Source organism: Rhodanobacter sp. FW106-PBR-R2A-2-24 (assembly GCF_058789615.1).
On the sequence record NZ_JBYTBV010000002.1, the window covers coordinates 2,274,615 to 2,296,503 of the forward strand.

Here is a 21,889-nt window from a genome sequence, read left to right on the forward strand (position 1 = left end):
CCGAGGGTGGAGCCGCCATGCTAACCGCGATTTTCCGTGCTTTCAGTGGGCGGCCGGGAAACGTCCCGGTGGGCCGGGGTATCAGGGACGGGGCACGTCCCTGATACCCCGGTCAGTCCTCGTGCGTGACGTGGGCATGCTGCTCGGCGGCGACGTGGCGTTCGTGCAGCTTGCCGTCCTCGCCGGGCTCGTCGCCGGTGGCGTCCTTGCCGCTGCCGGGGGTGATCTTCAGGATGGCGTGGCGCATCTCGCGCGAGAGGATCACCCGCGCGTCGCGCACCATGTCTTCCAGCGCCTGGTCGTAGTCGAGCTTGCCGTTCTCGTCGCTCCACACGATGCGGCGTTCGCGCAGTTTCTGGATGAAGCCGCGGAACAGCGCCTTGTCGAAGAATTCCGGCGCGGTGAGCTCGTTCAGCAGGGCGAGGCGCTGCGCGGTGAGCGTGCAGGTGGTTTCCAGCTCGCCACCGGAGAGTACGTGCGGGCCGTGCTTCACCAGCGCGGCGATGGCGATGTAGTAGCGCTCGAAGGCCTGGATCAGGCTGCGCGCGATGACCTTGAGCTGGAAGGCGCTGTCGTCCTGGCCGGGCCCGCGCTCCAGCACGCGGCCGTCGCCGACGGCTTCGAGCAGGCCGCGCCGCACGAAGAAGTCGATGGTGGCGTCCAGGTGCGCGCCGAAGCCGTCGGCGTCCCAGGCCAGGAACAGCTCACCCTGCAGGAACGGGTAGATGGCGCGGCCCAGGCGCAGCACCGAGGCGCGCGACATGCGCCGGTTGTTCAGGAAGCAGCCGGCCACCCAGGCGGCGGCGGCGACCAGATGCAGCACGTTGTTGCGGAAGTAGCTGAGCAGCACGGCCGGCTCGGCTTCCACGTCGAGCACGTCGCCCAGCGGATGCTTGACGCGGCGGATCCAGCCCATCTGCTCGCCGTAGGCGATGATGCCCGGCGGGTCCATCGGCGTGATGGTGACGCGGTCGGAGTAGGGCAGTTCCAGCAGCAGTGAGCGGGTGAGCTCGAGTTGCGCCAGGAGGTCGCTCTCGGCCATCGCGTGCTTGGGCGTGGCCAGCAGGGTGAGCGCCAGCAGGTTGATCGGATTGACGTCGGTGGCGCGGTTGATGTTGACCTGGATCTTCTCGGCGAGTTGGTCGATCACTTCACTCAGCCAGCCGGGCTTGATGTCTGGGTTGTGGGTGGCGTCTCGCCAATCGTTGCTGGCGGCTTCCAGCAGCGGGGTCAGCCCGATCGGCTCGCCGAAGTTCAGCGTGACGTGACCGTAGTGCTGCTTGAACAGCTTGCCGATACCGCGCACAAGCGCGAACAGGGTTTCCTTTTCCTTGGGCTTGCCGGAAAGCTCGCCGGCGTAGCTCTTGCCTTCCATCAGTTTCTCGTAGCCGATGTATACCGGCTGGAACAGCACCGGCCGGCGCGGTGCACGCAGGAAGGCGCGTACCGTCATCGATAGCAAGCCGCCGCGCGGAGCCAGCAGGCGGCCCGTGCGTGAGCGCGTGCCTTCGATGAAGTACTCCATGGGCACGCCGCGGTCGATCAGCTGTGCCATGTATTCCTTGAAAATTACGGAATACATGGCATCACCCTTGAAGGTGCGGCGTTGAAAAAACGCGCCGCCGCGCCGCAGGATGGGCCCGATCACCGGCATGTTGAGATTTACGCCCGCAGAGATGTGCGGAACCACCACGCCGGACATGTGCAGCTGGTAGCTCATCAGCAGGTAGTCGGCGTGGCTGCGATGGCTGGGTACGTAGATCACTTCGTAACCCGGCGCGGCGGCGCGGGCCTTGTCGAAGTGGTGCATGGCGATGCCGTCGTAGAGCTTGTTCCAGAAATTGGACAGCAGGAACGACACCGAGCGCACCACCGGGTGCGAGTAGTCGGCGGCGATCTCCAGCATCATCTTGCGCGCGCGGCGCCAAGCCTTGGCGGTGCCGATTTTTTCCTTGGCGGCGGTGGCGGCGATCGCCGCCCGTACCGGCTCGGCACGCAGCACGTCGTCCACCATGGTGCGCCGGTGCGAAAGGTCGGGGCCGATCACCGCCGCGCGGATGCGCCGGAAGTGGGTGCGCAGCACGCGCGCCAGCTTGCGCGCGAAGCGCGGCGGCGCCAGTTCGCCCGATTCGGCCAGCACCTCGCGCAGCGACACCGGCGCGGCGAAATGCACGGTGGTGTCGCGACCGTTCAGGAGCACGGCGAGCAGGCGGCGGAAGCGGCCCACCATCACCCAGTTCTCGGAGAACAGTACGCTGAACCAGCCCGATTCGCGGTTCGGCGCGCGGCCCACGTAGATCGACACCGGCACGATCTGGATGTCGCGCTCGGGCCGGCCTTCCAGCGATTGCACCAGCTGGCCCAGCGGCTCGTTCGGCGAGCGGTGGCGCTTGCGGCCCAGCAGCCAGCCATCACGGCGCATCAGCGCGAACACCGAGCGCTTGCGGCGCGTGCCGGCCAAGGGTTGCAGCGGGCTGGGCAGGCCGGCCTCGCGGCAGGCGCGGTCGAGGATCAGCGCGTCGGAGAAGCCGTCGCGCTCGATCACGTAGCACACCGGCACGCCGGCCTTCAGCAGGCTGGCCGGCTCGGCCGGATCGCGGCGCAGGCGCACCCAGGGCTGCAGCAGCTGCCCGGCCAGCTGGAACCACCAGGGCGCGCGGCGACGGGAGGGCTCGACGGTGGGAAAGTTCGGCATCCGCGTATTGTAGTGGCTCAGGCGCTGGCCATACGCCGCCGTGCGTGGCGCGTGCCGGGCGCGGTGGGGATCAGTGCGCGCTGGCCGCGCGGCCGGCTTGCGGCAGACCCTGGCCGGCGCCTGCCGGCAGCAGGCGGGCGTGCGCCTCGCGCACGTTGCGGATCAGCGCTTCGCTGTACCAGCGGCCGTCCAGCTTCACCACGCGGGTTTCGGCGGAGAGCGGCTTGCCCAGGAGTGTGTAGTCCACCTTCACCACGGCGTGGTCGCCCTGGCTGGCCGGCGTGCTCAGCTTGACCGAGGCCAGCGCCTCGTCCACCGGCAGGCCGTAGATGGCCAGCACCTGCTTGAGGCCGGTGTAGCCGGTGCCCAGCTTGCCCATGGCGGTGTCGAAATCCATGGCACGCAGGGCGTCGGCGTTTTTCAGGTCGAGCTTGCGCGCGGTGGCCACCACGGTGGCCACGGCCTGTTTGGCGTGGCCAGGATCGAACCATGGCGCCTGCTGCGCCCAGGGCGTCAGTGCGTCGATCAAGCCATCGGCCTGGGCGCGCTGCTCGTCGTCCAGCGCCTGGTTGCGGGCCACCCCGTTCTTGAGGAAAGCGCCGCCCATGGCCACCAGCACCGGCAGCTGGTCCTGGTACTGCTGCGTCATGGCGGCCAGCTTGGGCTGCAGCTGGGCGTCGAGCTTGTCCTGCGCGTCGGGCGCGGTGAGCTGCTGCATGGCGGCGGCGAATTTCGCCTGCTCCAGCGCATCGGGCGGCGGCTGGTTCGCGTTGCGGCGGCTCCAGTCGGCGCGCAGGGTGGCGTAGTCGGCCGGCGGCAGCGCGTGCTTCCACAGGCCGTTGAAGTCGCCGGTCTTGAGCAGGTCGATCGAACTCTGCACCGCCGCCAGCGGTGTGCTGCCGCCCACTTGTGCGGCCTCGTCGCGGCCATGGCAGGCGGCCAGCGCCAGGGTGGCGAGCAGGGGGAGCAGAAGGTGGCGCAGGCGCATGAGGGGCTCGCGTGACAGCGTGGGGAGCTGGTCAGGGTAAGCGCTGCGTCGATGGGCGGGCAAGGGCGACGCGCAAAGTCTTGCGCCCCCCCCGCGTGCTCTTTGGCTCAGAAGGCCGAACGCAGCCACCCATGGAAAGTGCGGCCAAGGATGGCCGCCCGTTTGACTTCCGCGTTCATGGACGAACGCATAAACAAAGAAAAACCCCGCGGGCGAGGCCTCACGGGGTAATCCGGCCAGGCCGGAAGGGAAATGGCCTCACTGCGGAAACAAATCGTCAGCAGCAGGAAGGCGGGGCCATGGTAACCCGGTGCCCGAGTTAAGGCAACACTTTCGCTAAATCATGCAACATGTTGAGTCGAATGTATTTCAATGTATGAGTTTCTGTCTTGATGAGGGCGATCGCGCAGCAGGCTTTCCGCTGGCGGCGTGGCGCCACGGGCTGGCGGGACTGGCCGCGTCATGCGCCGGCTGACAGACTGGCGGCGATCCCTGTCGATGGAGCCTGCATGAACATACCCCTGCCTGCCGCGCCGCGTGCCGGCACGCCCGCCCTGCGCACGGCCAGTTACGTGTTGGCGGCGCTGGCACTGGGACTGGTGCTCATGCTGCATCTGGTGTCGGCGCTGCTGGCCGGGCTCCTGGTGTTCGAGCTGGTGCAGTCCATGGTGCCGTTGCTGGGGCGGCGCATCCCCGGCGACCGCGCCCGGATGGTGGTGGTCACCGCCCTGGGCATCGTGGTGGTGGGTTTGCTGATTGCCCTGATCCTGGGCGCGGTAGGCTTTTTCCGCAGTGAGCTGGGCAATCCGGAGCTGGTCTGGCAGCAGCAGCTGATGCCGCTGGTGGAGAAGGCGCGTGCGCAATTGCCGGCGGCCCTGGTCAACCATCTGCCCGACAGCGTGGACGATCTGCGCGATGGCGTGGTGGAGCTGGCGCGCAAGCATGCGGTGGCCTTGCAACTGGCCGGCAAGGAGGCCGTCCGCGCCTTCGTGCATATCTTGATCGGCCTGGTGCTGGGGGCCATCGTGGCGCTCGGCCGCACCCGTCCGCCGCACCAGCAGGGGCCGCTGGCGGTGGTGCTGGGTGAGCGTTGCCAGCGCCTGGCGCGCGCCTTTCACGACATCGTGTTCGCGCAGGTGCGCATCTCGCTGATCAACACCACGCTCACCGCCGGTTTCCTGCTGGGCATGCTGCCGCTCTTGGGCATCCATGTGCCGCTGGCCAAGACCCTGGTGGGGCTCACCTTCCTGGTGGGCCTGTTGCCGGTGGTCGGCAACCTCATCTCCAACACCGTCATCACCATCGCGGCGCTGTCGGTGTCGCTGGGGGTGGGGGTGGCCGCGCTGGGCTTCCTCGTGCTGGTGCACAAGCTGGAGTATTTCCTGAACGCCCGCATCGTCGGCGCGCAAATCCATGCGCGTGCGTGGGAGCTCTTGATCGCCATGCTGCTGCTGGAGGCCGCCTTCGGCTTGCCCGGGGTGATCGTGGCGCCGGTTGCCTATGCCTGGCTCAAGGCGGAGCTGGAGGCGGCGGGGTTGGTGTGAAGAAGTGCAATAGCGTTGGAGGAATAAACAAATCCTGGCTATTTCATAGCATCTGCCGCAGCGACGGGATCATTGGAGAAGCCATGCCAAGGATGGACTCCAGCATGGCAAAGGTCAGCAACAGGCGGCTCCAGCCATTGAGTTCTGCAGCGGCTCTTGGGCACCTGCGAAATATCTGCAGCGAGGCCAAAAGCAAGAGCAGGAAAAAACCGCCGACCAAGACAAATGCGCCGACTGGGAGCGTGCCTTTTCCCTGCATAAAGAAGCCATGAGCAAAAACCTTCAAGGCGGTGGTAGTGACAAGGAAAAGCAGGACTGAGCGAAGGAAGTTCGGGATGCCGTAGGACATGATCATTCTCACCCATCAATCGCCACGGTTGTGTACGATCGTGCATACCGGCCCAGTGCCTATATTCGTGCAAGAGATAATAAACCAGCCGTTGAGGGTGACGCCGGCCGGGAAGTTGGTTCGTACGCCCATGCGATCAAGGTTTTCGATCTGGCTGATGCCTGCAAGCAGACCATTCGTTGTTGGCGGAAAGGTATATTCCTTGTAGGACGCGCCACCCGTGACCTCTTGCTGGCTGACCGGGATGGGATTACCGACGCTGTCTTTTGCCGAGCCAGGGAGGTACTCGTAACGCTGAAGCGTATAGTTCCAGCGAACCAAGACACTGCTGCCATCGGGAAAAATCAGCATATCTGTAATGGTTGTCGGCGAAAGTGGAACCACCTTTGTGGCTAAGGTGGATAGGTCTGCGAGCAGCACCCGTGTGTAAGTAGCGTAAGTACCGAAGAAGTCATGACCCCAGTCGGTCATTTGGTCTATGGCGAGCTGCATATAGTGGTTGTTGGCAACCGCGTCGAATGCCGTGATGGTTTTGCTTGCGCTGGGCTGATCGGCAGCCGATTCCAAACCTTGGCTTCTGGCGGATGCTCCGGTCTTTGTGACGACGATGGATGACTGTGCCTTGACGTCCAGTGATCCGTTGATGTCGTAAATTGCCTGCGTGGTGTCGAACATGGCTTGTTCGTCAGGCGTGATGGGGATGTTGTCCACATGAGCTTGACCCGTCAGAAGGCTTGCTGCGGCAGCAGCCCTGAGCATGGGGATGCCATGCCGGTCACGCGCAAGTGAGTCAGCTTGCGGTAGGTCATGTCGAACAGGTAATGATCGCCATTGCCAAGATCGCGGGCCTTGCCTTGCAGTTCGACGGTGCCGCACCGGTTACACACGGTGCTGTCTGCCGCCTGCGCATAAAAGCTCGTGGCGAGAAGGCCAGTAGCCAAAATCCATCGGAAATTCATCTTTGCTTCCCTTCGTGCGGACTGGAGGCCGCAATTTGAATTGTGCGTCTGCGTCTTGCACCCAAATAGTGTCGGGAAAGAGCAGTCGTGCTCTTTCCCGACGTATTGACCCTGGTCGTCTCTGACCTGGGCGCGCCGATCAAGCGCTTGCGGACTTGATCGGCGCGCGAACCATCCGTGGTTCGCCTCACAGGCTGTTTCTCAACAGTCTTGCCGTGGTGGCTTAGAACTTCTGGTTGTACCGCACGTAGAAGTAGCGGTCGATATCCAGCGCCGGGTCGTACGAAGCCGCGCTGCTGTTGGCCACCGAATAGGTGATCGGACGCTTCTTGTCGAACAGGTTGTTCACGCCCACCTGCACGCTGCCATTCCACGGTGTGTTGTAGCGGAACTGGACGTCGTGGTAGACGCTGGCGCCCTTGCGGTTGGCACCGGTGCCCCAGTTCTTGCCGTTGTAGTACGGCTGGTTGCACTCGATGGGCGCGGTCGGGTCGGAGTCGTCCCAGCACAGGTCGCGGAAGGCGCCGTAGTAACGCAGCGACCAGGTGGCGCCGAAGTTACCCATCGACCAGTCAAGGCCGGCGTTGGCGCGCCAGCGCGGCAGGCTCCAGTTGCCCGCGGAGCCGACGACGTTGGCGTCCGACGTGCTCTGCGTGTTGTAGGCGCTGAGGTAGTTGGCGTCAAGGCTGGCCACGAACCGGCCGTAGCCAAAGTCCGGCAAGCGGTAGTGGCCGCCGAAATCCCAGCCTTCGGTGGACAGGAGGCCCATGTTGGTGTTGCCGCGGTTCAGGCCAACCACCTGACCCGTGCCTGGGTCGCGGCTGAACTGACCGCAGTAGGTCGTGGAGTTGGCCAGATAGCACTGGTTGAGCACGTAGTCTGCGCTGATCGCGGTGATATCGTTGGAGATGGTGACCTTGTACCAGTCGACGCTGGCGTCGAAACCGGGCAGCCAGGACGGGCTGTACACGAAACCGGCCGTCTTGCTGGTGGAGTGCTCAGGCTTCAGGTTGGCGTTACCGACGCCGGCATTGAAGGCCGTGGTGCTTTGCGTTTCCGGCGCACTGATGGGCAGGCCCGTGGTGGCGAGCTGACGGAAGGTCGACGACAGGCCCTGCGCGATGCACTTGGCCGCCACGGTGGCGTTGGATGCCGCCGCGCCGAACCTGGTGTCGCACGGGTCGGTGTAGTAGTCGAACGACTGCGAGCCACCGCCGGAGATGTCATCCAGCGTGGGGGCACGGAAGCCCTTGGCGTAGGTGCCGCGAACCATCAGGTCGGCGATGGGCTTCCACTGGAAGCTGTACTTGTTGTTGGTAGTGCCGCCGAAGTTGCTGTAGTGCGAGTAGCGGCTGGCGATGTCCACCGACAGCGACTGCACGCCCGGCAGATCCTTGAGCAGCGGCACGTTCAACTCGGCATAGGCCTCGTTCGTGTTGTACTTGCCGTAGGTGTTGCCGCCGGCCAGATCCGTCGTCTTGCCCGATGCCACCAGCTGGTCGAGGATGTTGTAGCCGCTGAGCTCGCGGCGCTCAAAACCCGCCGCGAAAGCCAATTCGCCGGCCGGCAGGTCGAAGATGCCGCCGGTGATATTGGCGGTGTAGTCCTTCGACACACTCTGCAGCGTGCTGATGCTGTGGCTGTTGACGAAATTCAGCGCCGCAGGCGTGGAGGCGCTGGGGCCGCCAAGGACGTTGAACGGCGTGCACAGCGAGAGCGGGATCGGTGATGCGGCCGTGCCGCACTGCACGACGCCGTCGCCGTTCAGGAACGACGGGCCCAAGGCGGCCTTCAGGTTGGTCAGGTTGATATTGCCCGAGCCGAGCTCAACGGCATTGTACTTGTTGTAATTGACGCCAGCATCCCAGTTCCAGGTGTGGTCGCCGATTTCAAACATGCCCTCGAAGCCGCCATCGAGGTGATAGGACTTGACGTTGCTGGTCGTGATGCGCGGAAGCTCGACGATACGACGGTAGAAGAACAGCTGGTTGCCCGGCTCGGGGTTGTAGTAGCTGTTGGCGTCGATGTAGACCGGATTGGTGGCCTGGGTCAGGCTGTTCAGCGGATAGCCGGCGACCTGGCGCGTGTTGTCGCGCTCGGCGTACATGCCGGTCGCCCGGAAGGTGACGTACTGGTTGAAGTCGTAGCGGCCGCTGGTGAAGATCGACTTGAGCTGGCCTGAGCCAGCCAGGTTCATCTGCAGCGACGGATCGAACAGGTCGTCCGTGGTCAGGCCGTTGTGGTAGTTGGCGGGATTGCGGGAATCCTCGCCGACACCAACGCCGTCCCACGAGCCGGTGTGGTTGAGCACCATGCTCGGGCCGGTGGCGCCACCGGTGGAGCTCACGTGGCGATAACGCCCCCACGGACCGGTGCCGCTGAGGCCGTCTTCGATGTGGTTCGGGCCATAGGTGAAGCTGGTGTCATGGCGCTTGTTGGCCCAGATCGCGCCTTCCTTGGTGTAGTTCGCACCGAACACCAGCGAGCTCTTGTCGTCGTTAGTGCCCATGGTGAACGAGTAGGCGTCCTTGTCACCGTCGCCAGCCTGGTTCTGGCCGTAATAGGCGGAAGCCTCGGCACCGGTGTAGTGATCCTTGAGGATGATGTTGATCACGCCCGCGATGGCATCGGAGCCGTAGATCGCTGAGGCGCCGTCCTTCAGCACGTCGATATGATCGATCAGCGAGGCCGGGATGGTGGACATGTCGGTGTAGCCGGCCAAGCTGGTTGCCCAGCGCTTGCCGTTGACCAGCACCAGGGTGCGCTGCTCGCCGAGATTACGAACGTTGACGTACTGGCCGCCTTCCTCGGGGTTGGAGGTCAGCACTGATGCTTTGCTGAAGGTCTGCGCACCGGCTACCGTAAGGTTGGACAGGATGTCGCCAACGCTGACCAGGCCGGTCTTCTGGATATCGGCCTGGGTCATCGTAAAGACGGGCTCCTGAGTCTCCACGTCCACGCTACGAATACGGGAGCCGGTTACGGTGACCGTCTGCAGCGTTTTCGCCTTCTGGGCGCTGGGTTGGTCGGAGGCACTGCTTGCCGAGCTGCCGGCGTCTTGTGCGAAGACGGCACCCGTGGCGGCGAGCGCGCCAACGGTCAGCGCGATGCGTACCGCCGTCGCCAGATGATTGTTGATTAGTTTCACGGTTGACTCCCATACGTGGTGAACAGCTGAAGCTTTGGCGCGCCCCCTATGTAGACGTTCGCAAAAGCCCGGCGGTGGAAACTTGCGCCTTATGGAATGGTCGCGAAGTCACCCTACTTCAAATTCTAACGAAGAGTCAACGGACGTATAACGTTATCTCGGTATAGTACGCGCGCCATGGTTAGGTTGCATGTTATTGATATATATGTAAATTTAAGTGTTCTGGCGCATGAGGCCGTGGCCGGCTGGCAATAGGGAGTCGGGTGGCATCGGGCACACGCCGGCTTGCTTACTCCGCCGTGGCCAGCCCGGCCTGCGCCAGCAGGCGGCGCAGGTCGCGCAGGGGCTCGGCGTAGTGGCGCCAGTGGCCGATGGGGGCGAGCCGGGGACTGCCCAGTGGATCGGCGCCCGCCGCGCGCCAGTCGGTGTCGGGGGTGGGCGATGCGCAGTCCGCGTGCCAGGGCAGCTCGCAGAAGTCCAGCACGCGGCGCATGGCGGTTTGCGGCTCCTGCAGCAGCGATTCGTAGTCGAGCTCGAGGATGCGGCCGGGCAGCACCTGCCGCCAGTGCGCCACGAGGCGGTCGAACTGGATGCAGTAGCGGCCGGTGTCGTAGAGGTCGAGCGCGAAGTCGTAGCGTGGCGAGGCCTGGCCGAGCAGGTGGCGGAAGTTTTCCAGGCAGGTGTCCAGCGCCTCGCGGCGCAGGCAGATCAGCTTGGCGTTGGGCAGGGCGCGGGCGAGAAAGGGGGCGTACAGATAGTGGTGCGCCAGGCGATCGGTGAAATGCGCGGTGGTGCCGGTGGCCGGCCGCGTGCTGGCGAGGTAGGCGGTGCCGAGCGAGCGCCAGTCGACCTGGCGGGTGCGGGCGGCGGGGTCGGTTTCGGCCAGCACGTTGCCGGCGCTGCCGGTGGCCTGCTGCAGCAGGGTGGGGAAGTTCGGCAGCTCGCCGGCGCAGTTCACCTCCGGGTGGCGGCCGAGCATGCGGTCGAGCAGCGCGGTGCCGGTATAGGGCAGGCCCATGAGGAAGATCGGTTCGCGGCTGGCATCGCCATCGGCCGGCATGGCCTGGTTGGGCGGAAAGGCTCGGATCAAGGCGTCGAACATCGCCTCGTCGCACGCGGCGCTGCCCGGACGCAGCCGGTAGCCGGCACCCTTGCCGCGCAGCCAGTGCTCGAAGGCGTGGCGATAGTCGGCCAGGTCGTCGTATTCCTTGCCCAGCGCAAGGTTCAGGATGACTTGCGCGGCGGGGTCGTCGGCATGGCGTGCGAGCAGCGCCTGCAGGCGGGGAAGGTGGTTGTGCGCGGCGCTTTGCGTGGACAGTTCGGCGAGCGCCAGGTGCGCGCGCCAGTGGGTCGCATCCCGCTCGATGCAGCTTTCCAGCGTGCGCTCGGCACCCGCCTGGTCACCCAGCGTGCGCAGGGCGGCGGCGAGGTTGAAGTGTGCCGGGGCGTGTCCGGGCGTCTGCGCCACGGCGCGCTGATAGGCGGTGGCGGCCTGCACCGGCGCGCCGGCCTGCAGGTAGACCGTGCCCAGCGTGTCCAGGGTCAGCGCGTCGTGGGGGGCGAGGGTCATGGCGCGGTCGGCGACCCGCCGCGCTTCGCGCAGCCGCCGCGCAAGCATCAGCGCGCGGGCGTATTGCGCCGCGTAATCGGCACGACGCGGTTCGAGCTGGCTCGCCTGCAGCAAGTGGTCGAGCGCGGATTCGAGGCGGCCCAGCTGCATCGAGGCCACGCCGGACATGAACAGCAGTTGCGCATCGCCAGGCGCGGCGGCGAGCAACTGCAGGGCGCGTTGCCGCGCGCGCGGCCAGTCGTTCTGGTTGAAGGCGGCGACGAGCTTGGCGAAGGCGCGGGTCGAGTCGATCACGGAATTCCCCTGGAGGCCCGGCGGGCGCGAGTTCGCCGGGCGGCTGGCGCGGCACGGGTGTGGTGGTCGCCTTGCGCACAATGAAAGGCACGCGCGCGGACGTCAACCGCCAACCGCTAACCGAGCATCGCCTTGATCCGTGCCATGTGCGAGGCGGCGGTTTCGCGCACGGCTTCCTTGTCGGCTTCGGCGTCGCGGCCTTGCCAGTGCAGGTCGGCTTGCGGCAGTTCGTGCAGGAAGCGGCTGGGTTGGTTGCTGTGCACCTCGCCGTAGCGGCGGGTCTTGGCCGACCACGACAGCGTGAGCAATTCCTTGGCGCGGGTGATGCCCACGTACATCAGGCGGCGTTCCTCGGCCAGGCGGCCTTCGTCCAGCGCGCCGTCGCTGGGCAGGGTGCCGTCCTCGCAGCCGACGATGAAGACGAAGCGGAACTCCAGCCCCTTGGCCGCGTGCAGCGTCATCAGGCGCACCGCGTTGCCGGGGTCGTCGCGGTCGGCGTGGCTGAGCAGAGCGAGCTGCGAGGCGAGGTCGCCCGCGCTGTTGCCGCCGGCTGTATTCGAGTTCCGCTGCATGGCGCGGAACCAGTCGGTGAGTTCGCGCAGGTTGCCGAGTTTGCGTTCGCGCACGGTGACGTCCGGCGTGGCGGCGGCGAGCTGGACGGCGTAGCCGGTGCGCTGCAAGAGGCGCTCCACCAGGTCGGCGGCGCTTTCGTGCAGCGCAGCGCTGCGCAGCTCATCCACCAGGTCGGAGAAGCCGGCCAGCGCACTTGCCGGGCGCGGCGAGAGTTGGCGCAGCACCGCGTCGCTGCGGCTGGCTTCGAGCAGGGAACCGTGTTTCGACTGGGCGAACTGGCCGAGTTTTTCCAGCGTGGTGGCGCCGATCTCGCGCCTGGGCTTGTTCACCACGCGCAGGAAGGCGGCGTCGTCCGTGGGGTTGGCGAGCAGGCGCAGGTAGCACAGCACGTCCTTCACCTCCTCGCGGTCGAGGAAGGAAAGCGCGCCGGTGAGGTGGTAGGGCACGCGCGCCAGGCGCAGCGCTTTTTCCAGCGGCCGCGCCTGGAAGTTGCCACGGTAGAGGATGGCCATGTCATCCCAACGCGCCTGGTGCTTTTCGGCCAGCGTGGCGGCGATGGCGGCGACTTTCTCGGCCTCGTGCTCGGCCTCCTTGCATTCGAGCACGCGGATCGGGCCGCCCTCGGGGTGCTCGCTCCACAGCTTCTTTTCGTGCGCGTGCGGGTTGTTCGCGATCAGCGCGTTGGCCGCGCGCAGGATGCGCTTGCCGCAGCGGTAGTTCTGTTCGAGTTTGATGACGCGCAGGTTCGGCCAGTCGCGGCCGAGCTGGTCGATGTTCTCGGGGTTGGCGCCGCGCCAGGCGTAGATGCTCTGGTCGTCGTCGCCCACGCAGGTGATGCGGCCGCGTTCGCCGGTGAGGGCTTTCAGCAGGCGGTACTGCGCGTCGTTGGTGTCCTGGTATTCGTCCACCAGCAGGTAGCGCAGGCGCTCGCGCCAGGCTTCGCGGCATTCGGTGTCGCTTTCGAGGATGCGTAGCGGCAGGCGGATCAGGTCGTCGAAATCCACTGCGTTGAAGGCGGCGAGGCGCGCCTGGTACAGCTCGTAGATCGTCGCCGCTTCCAGCTCCTTCGGGCTGCGCGCGGCGGCCAGCGCTTCCTCCGGCGACAGGCCGCCGTTCTTGGCGTGGCTGAGCAGGTGGTGGATGCCGCGCAGCACGTCGGGTTTGGCGCCGGTGGGCGCGAGTTCCTTGACGATGCCGGCGCTGTCGTCCGCGTCCAGCACCGAGAAGCCGCGGCGCAGCCCGGCGCGCGCGTGCTCGATCTGCAAAAACTTCAGCCCCAGCGCGTGGAAGGTGCACACGGTGAGCGCGGCGGCGTCCTCGCTGGAAATCAGCTTGCCCACGCGCTCGCGCATCTCGCGCGCGGCCTTGTTGGTGAAGGTGATCGCGGCGATCTTGCCGGCCGGCAGTTTCCGCCGCTGGATCAGGTACGCGACCTTCTGCGTGATGACGCTGGTCTTGCCTGAACCGGCGCCCGCCAGCACCAGCAGCGGGGTATCGCAATGTTCGACGGCGGCCTGTTGTTGCGGGTTGAGCATGGAGCGGGGCGGGCGAGGGGCAGGCGGGGATGGTAGCAGAGGGGGCTCGCCGGCCCGGGCGGCTGCACGGGATTTCCACGCGGCTTGCGTCAGGATCGACGGCGGTGGTCGGGCATGGGGTGGGCGGTGGCTACAGTTGCCGCCACGGCTGCCGACAGGATGGGGGTGGGGATGTGCCGGGGCAGGCTGCACGGCGCGGGTTCTGCCGGCAAGGCGCGTGAAGGGTTCTGTGGGGTGTGCGGGATTTTTCATCGGTGCGTCCGGCTCCCGCCCGGATGCGCCTGCGGCGTGGCGGTCGCCGGCGCGACTGGCCCGTGACCGGCTGTCCATGGCCTGGCCGAGGGTTGAAATTTTCAGGCGCCCGGATGGGTTTCGTCGTTGGGAAGCTGCCGTTTCTTGCCGGACAAGGCCTCGCGAGATGCAGACCATGGAATCATGCTGATCCATCCCAGCCACCAGCCGGAAGCCCGTCGGGCGCTGCGCAGCATTGCGGTGCTGCTGGCAGTGCTGGTTCTGTTCCTGCTGCTGCCGGCTGCGTTCAGGCGCGGCGAGGTGGTGGCCTACCTGCCCTTGCATATGGGGCTGGAGACCCTCTCCATCGTGGTGTCGGGACTGGTTTTCGCGGTGGTGTGGAGCGTGCGCAACGAGTGTCCGGCACGCAATTACCTGCTGCTGGGGCTGGCCTTCCTCGGCGTGGCGCTGCTGGATTTTTCGCACATGCTGTCGGTGCGCGGCATGCCGGTGTTCATCACGCCTGCCGCGCCGGACAAGGCCATCTATTTCTGGCTGGCCGCGCGCACGCTGGGCGCGCTGGCGTTGTTGGCCGCGGCCTGGCTGCCGTGGGCGACGGCGGCCACGCGCGGGCAGTTCGGAGCTGGCCTGCTCGCCACGCTGGCGTTGGTGGCGGCATGGCATGCGGCGTACTTTCTCGATCCGGATCTGTTGCCGCGCTTCTTCCTGCCCGGGCAGGGACTCACCGTGGCCAAGGTGGCGACGGAGTACGCGTTGATCGCGGTTTACCTGCTGACGGCGGCGCGGCTGGCTTGGTGCCTGCATCGGCCGCGCCAGTTCCATGCCAGTGGCCTGTTTGCCGCCGCCAGCATCCTGGCGATGAGCGGCGTGCCGTTCGCCGCCTACGCCAGCGTCAGCGACAGCACCATCCTGTTCGGCCACATCTACAAGGCGCTGGCCTGCGTGTTCCTGTACGGGGCGGTGTTCGCCGAGACGGTGCGCCGGCCGTATGCGCTGTTGCGCGATTCGCGCCAGCACTTGCAGACCACGCTGGAGGCGCTGCCCGACCTGCTGTTCGAGCTGGATGCGCAAGGGCGTTACCTGGACGTGCACGCCAGCGATGATCGCGGCCTGCTGGCCGGTCGCGAACAGTTGCTGGGACGCACGGTGGCGGAGCTGATGCCGGCGCGGGAGGCCGGGGTGGTGATGCAGGCGCTGACGGAGGCGCGCGAGCAAGGCATTTCGCGCGGCAAGCTGATCGTGCTCGACGTGCCGGCCGGGCGGCGCTGGTTCGAATTGTCGGTGGCGGGCAAGCCCGCACAGGACGGGCAGGCACCGTGCTACGTGGTGATCTCCCGCGATGTCACCCGCCAGCACGAGGCGCAGAAGGATCTGCGCATGCTCTCCATGGCGGTGTCGCAGAGCCCGGTTTCCATCATCGTGACGGATGTGGATGGCCGCATCGAATTCGTCAACCCGGCCTTCGAGCGCCGCATGGGCTATGCGGCGGCGGAAGTCATCGGCAAGGATTCGCGCGAGCTGCTGTGGACGGGCAAGACCGCCGAGGCCACCTGGCGGGAACTGCGCGAGTGCATGGTGCATGGGCGGCCGTGGCAGGGCGAGTTCGTCAACCGCTGCAAGTCCGGGCGCGAAGTCGTCGAGATGGTGCTGATCTATCCCTTGCGCAACGAGCAGGGCGAGGTGACGCATTACCTCGCCCACCATGAGGACATCACCGAGAAAAAGCGCGCCGCCGAGCGCATCCAGCAACTGGCGCACTACGACCAGCTCACAGGCTTGCCCAACCGCGCCATGCTGCCCGAGCACTTCCGCTATGCGCGCACCCGCGGCAACCTGCTGGCGCTGCTCTGGATCGACCTGGATCGCTTCAAGGACATCAACGACACCCTGGGCCACGATGCCGGCGACCTGTTGCTGCAGGAGATGTCGCGCCGCCTGCTGGCCGGCATCGGCGACGGCCTGTTGTCACGCCATTCCGGCGACGAGTTCGTGGCAGTTCTGCCCGACACCAGCCAGGAGGCGGTGGCGCGCCTGATGCAGGGGCTGCTGCCGGCGCTGGCGCAGTCGTTGGTGGTGGCCGGGCAGGAGCTGTTCACCACGGTGTCGGTGGGCGTCGCGCTGTGCCCCGACGACGCCGATCGGCTGGATGAGCTGCTGAAAAACGCCGAGATCGCGATGTACCGCGCCAAGGAGAATGGCCGCAACGCCTATTGCTTCTACGCGCCCGAGATGCAGGCGCTGACCACGCGCACGCTGGCGTTGGGCAACGCGCTCAAGCAGGCCTGGCAGCGCGGCGAGCTGCACCTGGCCTACCAGCCGCAGCTGGCGCTGGCCGATGGTCGCATCGTGGGCGCGGAAGCACTGCTGCGCTGGCATTCGCCGCAGTGGGGTGTGGTGTCGCCGGGGGAGTTCATTCCCATCATCGAGGCCAACGGCCTGATCGTGCCGATCGGCGAATGGGTGCTGCGCACTGCGCTGGTGCAGATGCGCGACTGGCTGGATTGCGGCCTGCCGGCGATGAGCATGGCGGTGAACCTGTCGGCGGCGCAGTTCAGCCAGAGCGACCTGGTGGAGCGCATCGGCCGCCTGCTGGACGAAACCGGCGCACCGCCCGAATGCCTGGAGCTGGAGCTGACCGAGGCCGTCGCCATGAAGGCGCCGGGCATGGTGGTGCAGAAGCTGGACGAGCTCGGCCTGCGCCATATCCGGCTCGCCATCGACGACTTCGGCACCGGCTACTCCTCGCTGAGCTACCTCAAGCGCTTCCGCATCAACAAGATCAAGATCGACCAGTCCTTCGTGCGCGACATCACCGTCGACCCCGACGACCAGGCCATCGTGGTCGCCATCATCCAGATGGCGCACGGGCTTGGCATGGGCACCATCGCCGAGGGCGTGGAAACCGCCGAGCAGCTGAATTTCCTGCGTCGTCGCGGCTGCGAGGAGGCGCAGGGCTATTACTTCAGCCGGCCGTTGCCGGCGGTGGAGTTCGAGCGCTTCGTGCGCGAGCGGCTGGGCCTGCCGGCGGTGGCTCAATCCTCCGCGCCCTCCAGGTAAACCGGCAGGTCGGGATTGCGGCGGAAGCCGAAGATCAGGCTGGTTTCGATATGCGCCACTTCCGGGCGGGTGGTGAAGGCGTCCAGCGCGAAGTCGCGCAACTGGTCGCTGTCGCGCACCGCCACGTGCACCAGGTAATCGTTGGCGCCGGCCACGTGGTAGAAGCCGATCACCTCGCGCAGGGTGAGCAGGTAGGCGTGGAAGGCGTCGACGTCGCCGCGGGCGTGCCGCGCCAGGCGCACCGCGACCATCGCCTGCAGGCCGATGCCCACTGCGCGCGGTGCGATCTCGGCGTGGAAGCCGGTGATCGCGCCGCCCTCGCGCAGCCGGCGCACCCGCTCCAGTGCGGTGGATGGCGCCACGCCCAGCCGCTCGGCCAGGGTCTTGTTCGGTAGCCGCGCGTTCTTTCGCAATTCCCGCAGGATGGCGAAGTCGGTTCGATCCAATTGCATGGCCAGGCTCCATTGCCGAATAAGCTTCGGCCATGCGGTTAGATAGCCGCGAATCGTTTTATTGTCCAGCCACTTCTCGAATCAAGGGGCGGGATATGACCAGCCAACACACGCTGCATCCGGACACTCTCGGCGTGCACGCCGGGCGCGAGGACTTCGCCGAACTGGGCGTGCACGCGCCGCCGCTGGATCTGTCCACCACCTACCCGGTGCGCGACCTGGACGAAGGCACGGCCAGCTTCGACGCCCTGGTGGGCGGCGCCGCCAGCGCGGCCAACCCGATCTACGCGCGCTTGTTCAACCCCACGGTGGCGCGCTTCGAGCAGGCGCTGGCGCAGCTCGAAGGCAGCACGGACGCGGTGGCCTTCGGCTCCGGCATGGCGGCGATGAGCGCCTGCCTGCTGGCGGCCAGGCAGCGCGGCACGCACGTGCTGGCGGTGCGCCCGCTGTATGGCACCAACGACCACCTGCTGGACTCGGGCCTGCTCGGCATCCCGGTGCGCTGGTGCACGGTCGAGGGCATCGCCGCGGCGGTCGATGCCGATACGGCGCTGGTGATCGTGGAGACGCCGGCCAACCCCACGCTGGATCTGGTCGACATCGCCGCGGTGGTGCGCGCCGCCGGCAGCGTGCCGGTGATGGTGGACTCCACCTTCGCCACGCCGGTGCTGCAAAAGCCGCTGGAATGCGGCGCGCAACTGGTGCTGCACAGCGCCACCAAGTTCCTCGGCGGCCACGGCGACGTGATCGCCGGGGTGATCGCCTGCGACGCCGCGTGGGCCAGCGCGCTGCGCCACGTGCGCGCGGCCACCGGCGGGCTGCTGCATCCGCTGGGCGCCTACCTGCTGCATCGCGGCCTGCCCACCTTGTCGCTGCGTGTGCTGAAGGCGCAGGAGAACGCGCAGCGCCTGGCCGAGCGGCTGGCCGCGCACCCGGCGGTGGCCAAGGTCTGCTATCCGGGGCTGGGCACCGTGGCCAATGCCGCGCTGGTGGGCAAGCAGATGCGCGGCCCCGGCAGCCTGATGGCGTTCGAGCTGCATGGTGGCCACGCGGCGGCAGCGGCGGTGATGGCGGCGGTGCGGCTGGCCACGCCGGCGGTGAGCCTGGGCTCGGTCGATACCTTGATCCAGCACCCGGCCGGGCTTACCCATCGCGTGGTGGACGAGGCCACGCGCCAGCGTTGCGGCATCACCTCCGGCCTGCTGCGGCTGTCGGTGGGCATCGAGCACGTCGACGACCTGTGGGCCGATCTGGAGCAGGCGCTGCAGCACGCGCGCCTCGCGGCGGCGGCCTGACCCGCGCGCGGCGGGAGGATCGTTCTCCCGCCGCGTTACCATGGTGGCCTCGGATTTCGCGGCAGCACCATGGCCAAGCTCTATTTCTATTATTCGGCGATGAATGCCGGCAAGACCACCACGCTGCTGCAGAGCGCGTACAACTACCGCGAGCGCGGCATGCGCACGCTGATCCTCACGCCGGCGATCGATACGCGCGCGCAAGAGGTGTCCGCTCCCGGTGCTGCGCGCCACCCGCTCCCGCAGACGGAAGCGGGCGAAGCCGGGCAGCCCGTGGCGGCGGGTCGTCACATGGGCATGGTGGCCTCGCGCATCGGCCTGCAGGCGAGTGCGCGGCGTTTCACGGGCGGCGAAAACCTGCTCGCCCTGGTCGAGGCCGACATCGCCGCGCACGGCGCGCTGCATTGCGTGTTCGTGGACGAGGCGCAGTTCCTGACCAAGGCGCAGGCGTGGCAGCTCACCGACGTGGTGGACACGCTGCACGTGCCGGTGCTGGCCTACGGCCTGCGTACCGACTTCCGTGGCGAGCTGTTCGAGGGCAGCCGCCACCTGCTGGCCTGGGCCGACGAACTGGTGGAGATCAAGACCATCTGCCACTCGGGCAGCAAGGCCACCATGGTGGTGCGCGTCGATGAGCAGGGCCGCGCGGTCACCGACGGCCCGCAGGTGGAGATCGGCGGCAACGGACGCTACGTCTCGGTGAGCCGCGCCGAGTTCAAGAAGATCACCGCGGGCCGCGGCCGCATCGAGCTGCAGCAAAGCGTGTTGCCGTTATGAAAATTTGCGCCCCGCAAATTTTCGAAATGAGTAAGAGGCTTCCGCTTTTGCAACCCCACTGATCCGCGCCAAGCGCTCCATCGAAAATTCCCCATGACCGACCCCACCCTCATCCCCGCCTGGCCCCGCCCCTACTGGCAACCTGCCGCCGGCGAACGCGCGCTGCTGCAGTTCTACGTGTTCGGCCACTTCGCGCGCGAGCTGGTCATCCCGGCCATGCGCTATGGCAGTCCCGGCCTGCCGGATGGCGTGGCGCTCAAGCGCTTCCACAACCTCGAACTGCGCAAGTGGGAGGGCTACCCGCTCGCCGGCGCGCTGGGCGAGACGCTGCGCGAGGATGCGCCGGTCGCCTTTGAGCAAGCACGCATCGCGCCCGAGGTGCTGGTGCTGCGCGGCGAGCTGGACGACGCGCCCGCACTGGATTACCTGCGCGATACGCTGGGCGTGCTGGCCGCGCTGCTCGACGTCGGCGCCTGCGCGGTGCTCGATCCGCAGATCATGGGCCTGTTCGACGCCGATGCCTGGCGCGCGAGGCATCTGGTCGAAGGCGGCGCGCCGCCACGCCACCACGTGTTGATCCTGCGCAGCGACGAGGCCGATGGCGTGGGCTCGCACGTGCACACGCGCGGCCTGCGCAAGTTCGCCCGCCCCGACTTCAGCCTGCGCCACGTGCCGGCGGCCGAGCTGCAGCGCGCCGGCGTGCTGTGCGAGAAACTGGTGGAACTGGCGGTGCTGGGCGCGCGCTTCGTCGCCGGGCAGGCGCTGGAGGTCGACGGCGTCGACCAGCCGCTGATCGCGCAGCCGGGCGGCAGCCTCGACGACCCCGCCTTCAACAACCGCCACGTGGCCTTCCACTGGCCGGCATGAGCCGGCGTCGTTCGCCCGGCGGGTGACGCCTACTCCTCCGCGCCGTCGCCCTTGAACGCGCCGGGCGCGGAGCCGAAATCGCCGGTGGCCTCGGCGGCCATGTAGGCCCATGCCGCGTACACCGCCACGTTCTGCGCCAGTTCCGCCGGCTCGACCTTGTCCAGAGTGTCGTTCGCGGTGTGGTGCCAGTCGAAGTAGTGCGTGGCGTCCTGGTTCAGCGTGAGCGCGGCCATGCCCCTGGCGTGCATGGAACCCAGATCGGAGCCGCCGCCGCCGGGGCGGGCGGCGTCGTAGGCCACGCCCAGCGGCTTGAGCACATCGGCGATCTGCTCGATGGCGTGGCGGGCGGCGGGCTTCACGCTGGCGCTCATGCGATACACCTTGCCGGCGCCGAGGTCGGAGTCGGTGCCGAGCAGGAAGTGGCCCACCTCCTGCGCGTGCCGGTCGGCGTAGGCGCGGGCGCCCCACAGGCCCATTTCCTCGTTGGCGAAGGCGATCACGCGGATGGTGCGGTCGGGGCGCTGCGGCAGCGCGTGGATCAGCCTGGCGGCGGCCATCGAGATGGCGATGCCGGCGCCGTCGTCGATGGCGCCGGTGCCAGGATCCCAGGAATCCAGGTGCCCGCCGATGGCGACCACCTGTTCCGGGTGTTTCGCGCCGGTGATTTCGCCGATCACGTTGGCGCCGGTGTAGCTGCCCTCGAAGCCGCAGTCGAGGTCGAGCTGCACCGTCACCGGCTTGCCGTAGGCCAGCACGCGTTCGAGCTGGTCGGCGTCGGGGTTGGCGAGCGCGGCGGCGGGAATGGCCCGGGCGCCGGGTTTGAAGCCGGTGACGCCGGTGTGGGCGATGCGCTGGTGCGCGTCGGTGCCCGCCGAGCGCAGGAGGTAACCGACCGCGCCCTTTTCGGCGGCGACCACTGCTCCGGCGACGCGCACGGCCGAGCCCATCGCATAGTCGTGGCCGTCCTGGTGGCGCTGCATGCGCACATCGACAAAGACGAGCTTGCCCTTGATCGTGGCCGGATCGGCGGCCTTGAGCGCATCGAGGCTGTCGAAGCGCACCACCGGCGCGGTGAGTCCGCCCTTGGGCGTGCCCGGTGAATAGCCCAGCGCGGTGAGCACGAGGTGTTGCGGAAAGGGCGCCACGATGGCACCGCTCTCGTGGCGGCGCACCCATTTGGGGTAGGTCACCGGCTCGACGTAGACCTTGTCGAAGCCCAGCGCCTTGAACTTCGCCACCGCCCAGTCGCGCGCGCGCTGGTCGGCGTCGCTGCCGGCCAGGCGCGGGCCCACCTCGGTGGTGAGCGAGGCCAGCACGCGCATGGCCGTCGGGTCGGTCAGCGCCGTGTCACGCAGTTGTTCGGCCGTCTTTACGGCCGCGGCGGGGATGACGGTGTCGGCGGCGTTGGCCAGGCCGCTGGCCAGCAGCAGGCCGGCGGCGAGCAGGGCGAGGGTGGGGCGGGGCATGGGGAACTCCGGGTGGCGGGCCCCGATTATCGGGCCGCCGGCGGCGCGCGCCCGGGTCGGAGGTCATG

At 67.4% G+C, this 21,889-nt stretch carries 15 protein-coding genes; 5 read left to right on the forward strand and 10 right to left on the reverse strand.

Annotated features, from left to right (window positions below; genetic code table 11):
• Positions 1 to 112: 112 nt before the first annotated feature.
• Positions 113 to 2,695, reverse strand: a complete 2,583-nt coding sequence (gene plsB / locus AC3WQA_RS11470) for a glycerol-3-phosphate 1-O-acyltransferase PlsB (RefSeq protein ID WP_492675182.1) — start codon at positions 2,693 to 2,695, stop codon at positions 113 to 115.
• A 70-nt stretch (positions 2,696 to 2,765) separates the two neighbouring features.
• Positions 2,766 to 3,683, reverse strand: coding sequence for a hypothetical protein (locus AC3WQA_RS11475; RefSeq protein ID WP_492675183.1), 918 nt, complete (start codon positions 3,681 to 3,683; stop codon positions 2,766 to 2,768).
• A gap of 509 nt (positions 3,684 to 4,192) precedes the next feature.
• Between AC3WQA_RS11475 and AC3WQA_RS11480 the strand changes: the two genes are divergently transcribed.
• Positions 4,193 to 5,227: an AI-2E family transporter gene (locus AC3WQA_RS11480; protein WP_492675184.1), complete on the forward strand. Its 1,035-nt coding sequence runs from the start codon at positions 4,193 to 4,195 to the stop codon at positions 5,225 to 5,227.
• Between the two features lie 43 nt (positions 5,228 to 5,270).
• Here AC3WQA_RS11480 and AC3WQA_RS11485 read toward each other — a convergent pair whose 3' ends face one another.
• The 6 genes from AC3WQA_RS11485 to AC3WQA_RS11510 all read right to left on the reverse strand — a co-directional run bounded on the left by AC3WQA_RS11485 (position 5,271) and on the right by AC3WQA_RS11510 (position 13,655).
• Complete coding sequence (locus AC3WQA_RS11485) at positions 5,271 to 5,582, reverse strand: hypothetical protein (protein ID WP_492675185.1); 312 nt, start codon at positions 5,580 to 5,582, stop codon at positions 5,271 to 5,273.
• Between the two features lie 9 nt (positions 5,583 to 5,591).
• Positions 5,592 to 6,251: a hypothetical protein gene (locus tag AC3WQA_RS11490; protein ID WP_492675186.1), complete on the reverse strand. Its 660-nt coding sequence runs from the start codon at positions 6,249 to 6,251 to the stop codon at positions 5,592 to 5,594.
• 50 nt (positions 6,252 to 6,301) lie between these two features.
• Positions 6,302 to 6,535, reverse strand: a complete 234-nt coding sequence (locus AC3WQA_RS11495) for a hypothetical protein (RefSeq protein WP_492675187.1) — start codon at positions 6,533 to 6,535, stop codon at positions 6,302 to 6,304.
• Between the two features lie 223 nt (positions 6,536 to 6,758).
• Positions 6,759 to 9,674, reverse strand: coding sequence for a TonB-dependent receptor plug domain-containing protein (locus AC3WQA_RS11500; protein WP_492676350.1), 2,916 nt, complete (start codon positions 9,672 to 9,674; stop codon positions 6,759 to 6,761).
• Between the two features lie 298 nt (positions 9,675 to 9,972).
• Positions 9,973 to 11,547: a sulfotransferase family protein gene (locus AC3WQA_RS11505; protein WP_492675188.1), complete on the reverse strand. Its 1,575-nt coding sequence runs from the start codon at positions 11,545 to 11,547 to the stop codon at positions 9,973 to 9,975.
• 116 nt (positions 11,548 to 11,663) lie between these two features.
• On the reverse strand, positions 11,664 to 13,655 hold the full coding sequence (locus AC3WQA_RS11510) for a UvrD-helicase domain-containing protein (RefSeq protein ID WP_492675189.1): 1,992 nt from the start codon (positions 13,653 to 13,655) through the stop codon (positions 11,664 to 11,666).
• A gap of 435 nt (positions 13,656 to 14,090) precedes the next feature.
• Between AC3WQA_RS11510 and AC3WQA_RS11515 the strand changes: the two genes are divergently transcribed.
• A complete protein-coding gene (locus AC3WQA_RS11515) occupies positions 14,091 to 16,964 on the forward strand; it encodes a bifunctional diguanylate cyclase/phosphodiesterase (protein WP_492675190.1) in 2,874 nt (957 codons plus the stop codon).
• Here AC3WQA_RS11515 and AC3WQA_RS11520 read toward each other — a convergent pair.
• A complete protein-coding gene (locus AC3WQA_RS11520) occupies positions 16,940 to 17,416 on the reverse strand; it encodes an Lrp/AsnC family transcriptional regulator (protein WP_492675191.1) in 477 nt (158 codons plus the stop codon). The two genes, AC3WQA_RS11515 and AC3WQA_RS11520, sit on opposite strands and share 25 nt — an antisense overlap.
• Positions 17,417 to 17,511: 95 nt before the next feature.
• Between AC3WQA_RS11520 and AC3WQA_RS11525 the strand changes: the two genes are divergently transcribed.
• From AC3WQA_RS11525 to AC3WQA_RS11535, 3 genes are all read left to right on the forward strand, one after another.
• The gene (locus AC3WQA_RS11525; RefSeq protein WP_492675192.1) at positions 17,512 to 18,711 is read left to right on the forward strand and encodes a trans-sulfuration enzyme family protein; all 1,200 of its coding nucleotides are present in this window, start codon (positions 17,512 to 17,514) and stop codon (positions 18,709 to 18,711) included.
• Between the two features lie 69 nt (positions 18,712 to 18,780).
• Complete coding sequence (locus tag AC3WQA_RS11530; protein ID WP_492675193.1) at positions 18,781 to 19,488, forward strand: thymidine kinase; 708 nt, start codon at positions 18,781 to 18,783, stop codon at positions 19,486 to 19,488.
• A 93-nt stretch (positions 19,489 to 19,581) separates the two neighbouring features.
• On the forward strand, positions 19,582 to 20,355 hold the full coding sequence (locus AC3WQA_RS11535) for a hypothetical protein (protein WP_492675194.1): 774 nt from the start codon (positions 19,582 to 19,584) through the stop codon (positions 20,353 to 20,355).
• A gap of 29 nt (positions 20,356 to 20,384) precedes the next feature.
• On the opposite strand, the gene AC3WQA_RS11540 is transcribed toward AC3WQA_RS11535, so the two are convergent.
• A complete protein-coding gene (locus AC3WQA_RS11540; RefSeq protein WP_492675195.1) occupies positions 20,385 to 21,821 on the reverse strand; it encodes a M20/M25/M40 family metallo-hydrolase in 1,437 nt (478 codons plus the stop codon).
• Positions 21,822 to 21,889: the final 68 nt, after the last annotated feature.

Excerpts from the sequence above, each read along its gene's own strand:
- AC3WQA_RS11475 (WP_492675183.1), bottom strand. The coding sequence starts at position 3,683 with ATGCGCCTGCGCCACCTTCTGCTCCCCCTGCTCGCCACCCTGGCGCTG.
- AC3WQA_RS11520 (WP_492675191.1), bottom strand. The coding sequence starts at position 17,416 with ATGCAATTGGATCGAACCGACTTCGCCATCCTGCGGGAATTGCGAAAG.
- AC3WQA_RS11495 (WP_492675187.1), bottom strand. The coding sequence starts at position 6,535 with ATGAATTTCCGATGGATTTTGGCTACTGGCCTTCTCGCCACGAGCTTT.
- AC3WQA_RS11525 (WP_492675192.1), top strand. The coding sequence starts at position 17,512 with ATGACCAGCCAACACACGCTGCATCCGGACACTCTCGGCGTGCACGCC.
- AC3WQA_RS11490 (WP_492675186.1), bottom strand. The coding sequence starts at position 6,251 with ATGTTCGACACCACGCAGGCAATTTACGACATCAACGGATCACTGGAC.
- AC3WQA_RS11510 (WP_492675189.1), bottom strand. The coding sequence starts at position 13,655 with ATGCTCAACCCGCAACAACAGGCCGCCGTCGAACATTGCGATACCCCG.
- plsB (WP_492675182.1), bottom strand. The coding sequence starts at position 2,695 with ATGCCGAACTTTCCCACCGTCGAGCCCTCCCGTCGCCGCGCGCCCTGG.
- AC3WQA_RS11480 (WP_492675184.1), top strand. The coding sequence starts at position 4,193 with ATGAACATACCCCTGCCTGCCGCGCCGCGTGCCGGCACGCCCGCCCTG.
- AC3WQA_RS11530 (WP_492675193.1), top strand. The coding sequence starts at position 18,781 with ATGGCCAAGCTCTATTTCTATTATTCGGCGATGAATGCCGGCAAGACC.
- AC3WQA_RS11540 (WP_492675195.1), bottom strand. The coding sequence starts at position 21,821 with ATGCCCCGCCCCACCCTCGCCCTGCTCGCCGCCGGCCTGCTGCTGGCC.
- AC3WQA_RS11485 (WP_492675185.1), bottom strand. The coding sequence starts at position 5,582 with ATGATCATGTCCTACGGCATCCCGAACTTCCTTCGCTCAGTCCTGCTT.
- AC3WQA_RS11515 (WP_492675190.1), top strand. The coding sequence starts at position 14,091 with ATGCTGATCCATCCCAGCCACCAGCCGGAAGCCCGTCGGGCGCTGCGC.
- AC3WQA_RS11535 (WP_492675194.1), top strand. The coding sequence starts at position 19,582 with ATGACCGACCCCACCCTCATCCCCGCCTGGCCCCGCCCCTACTGGCAA.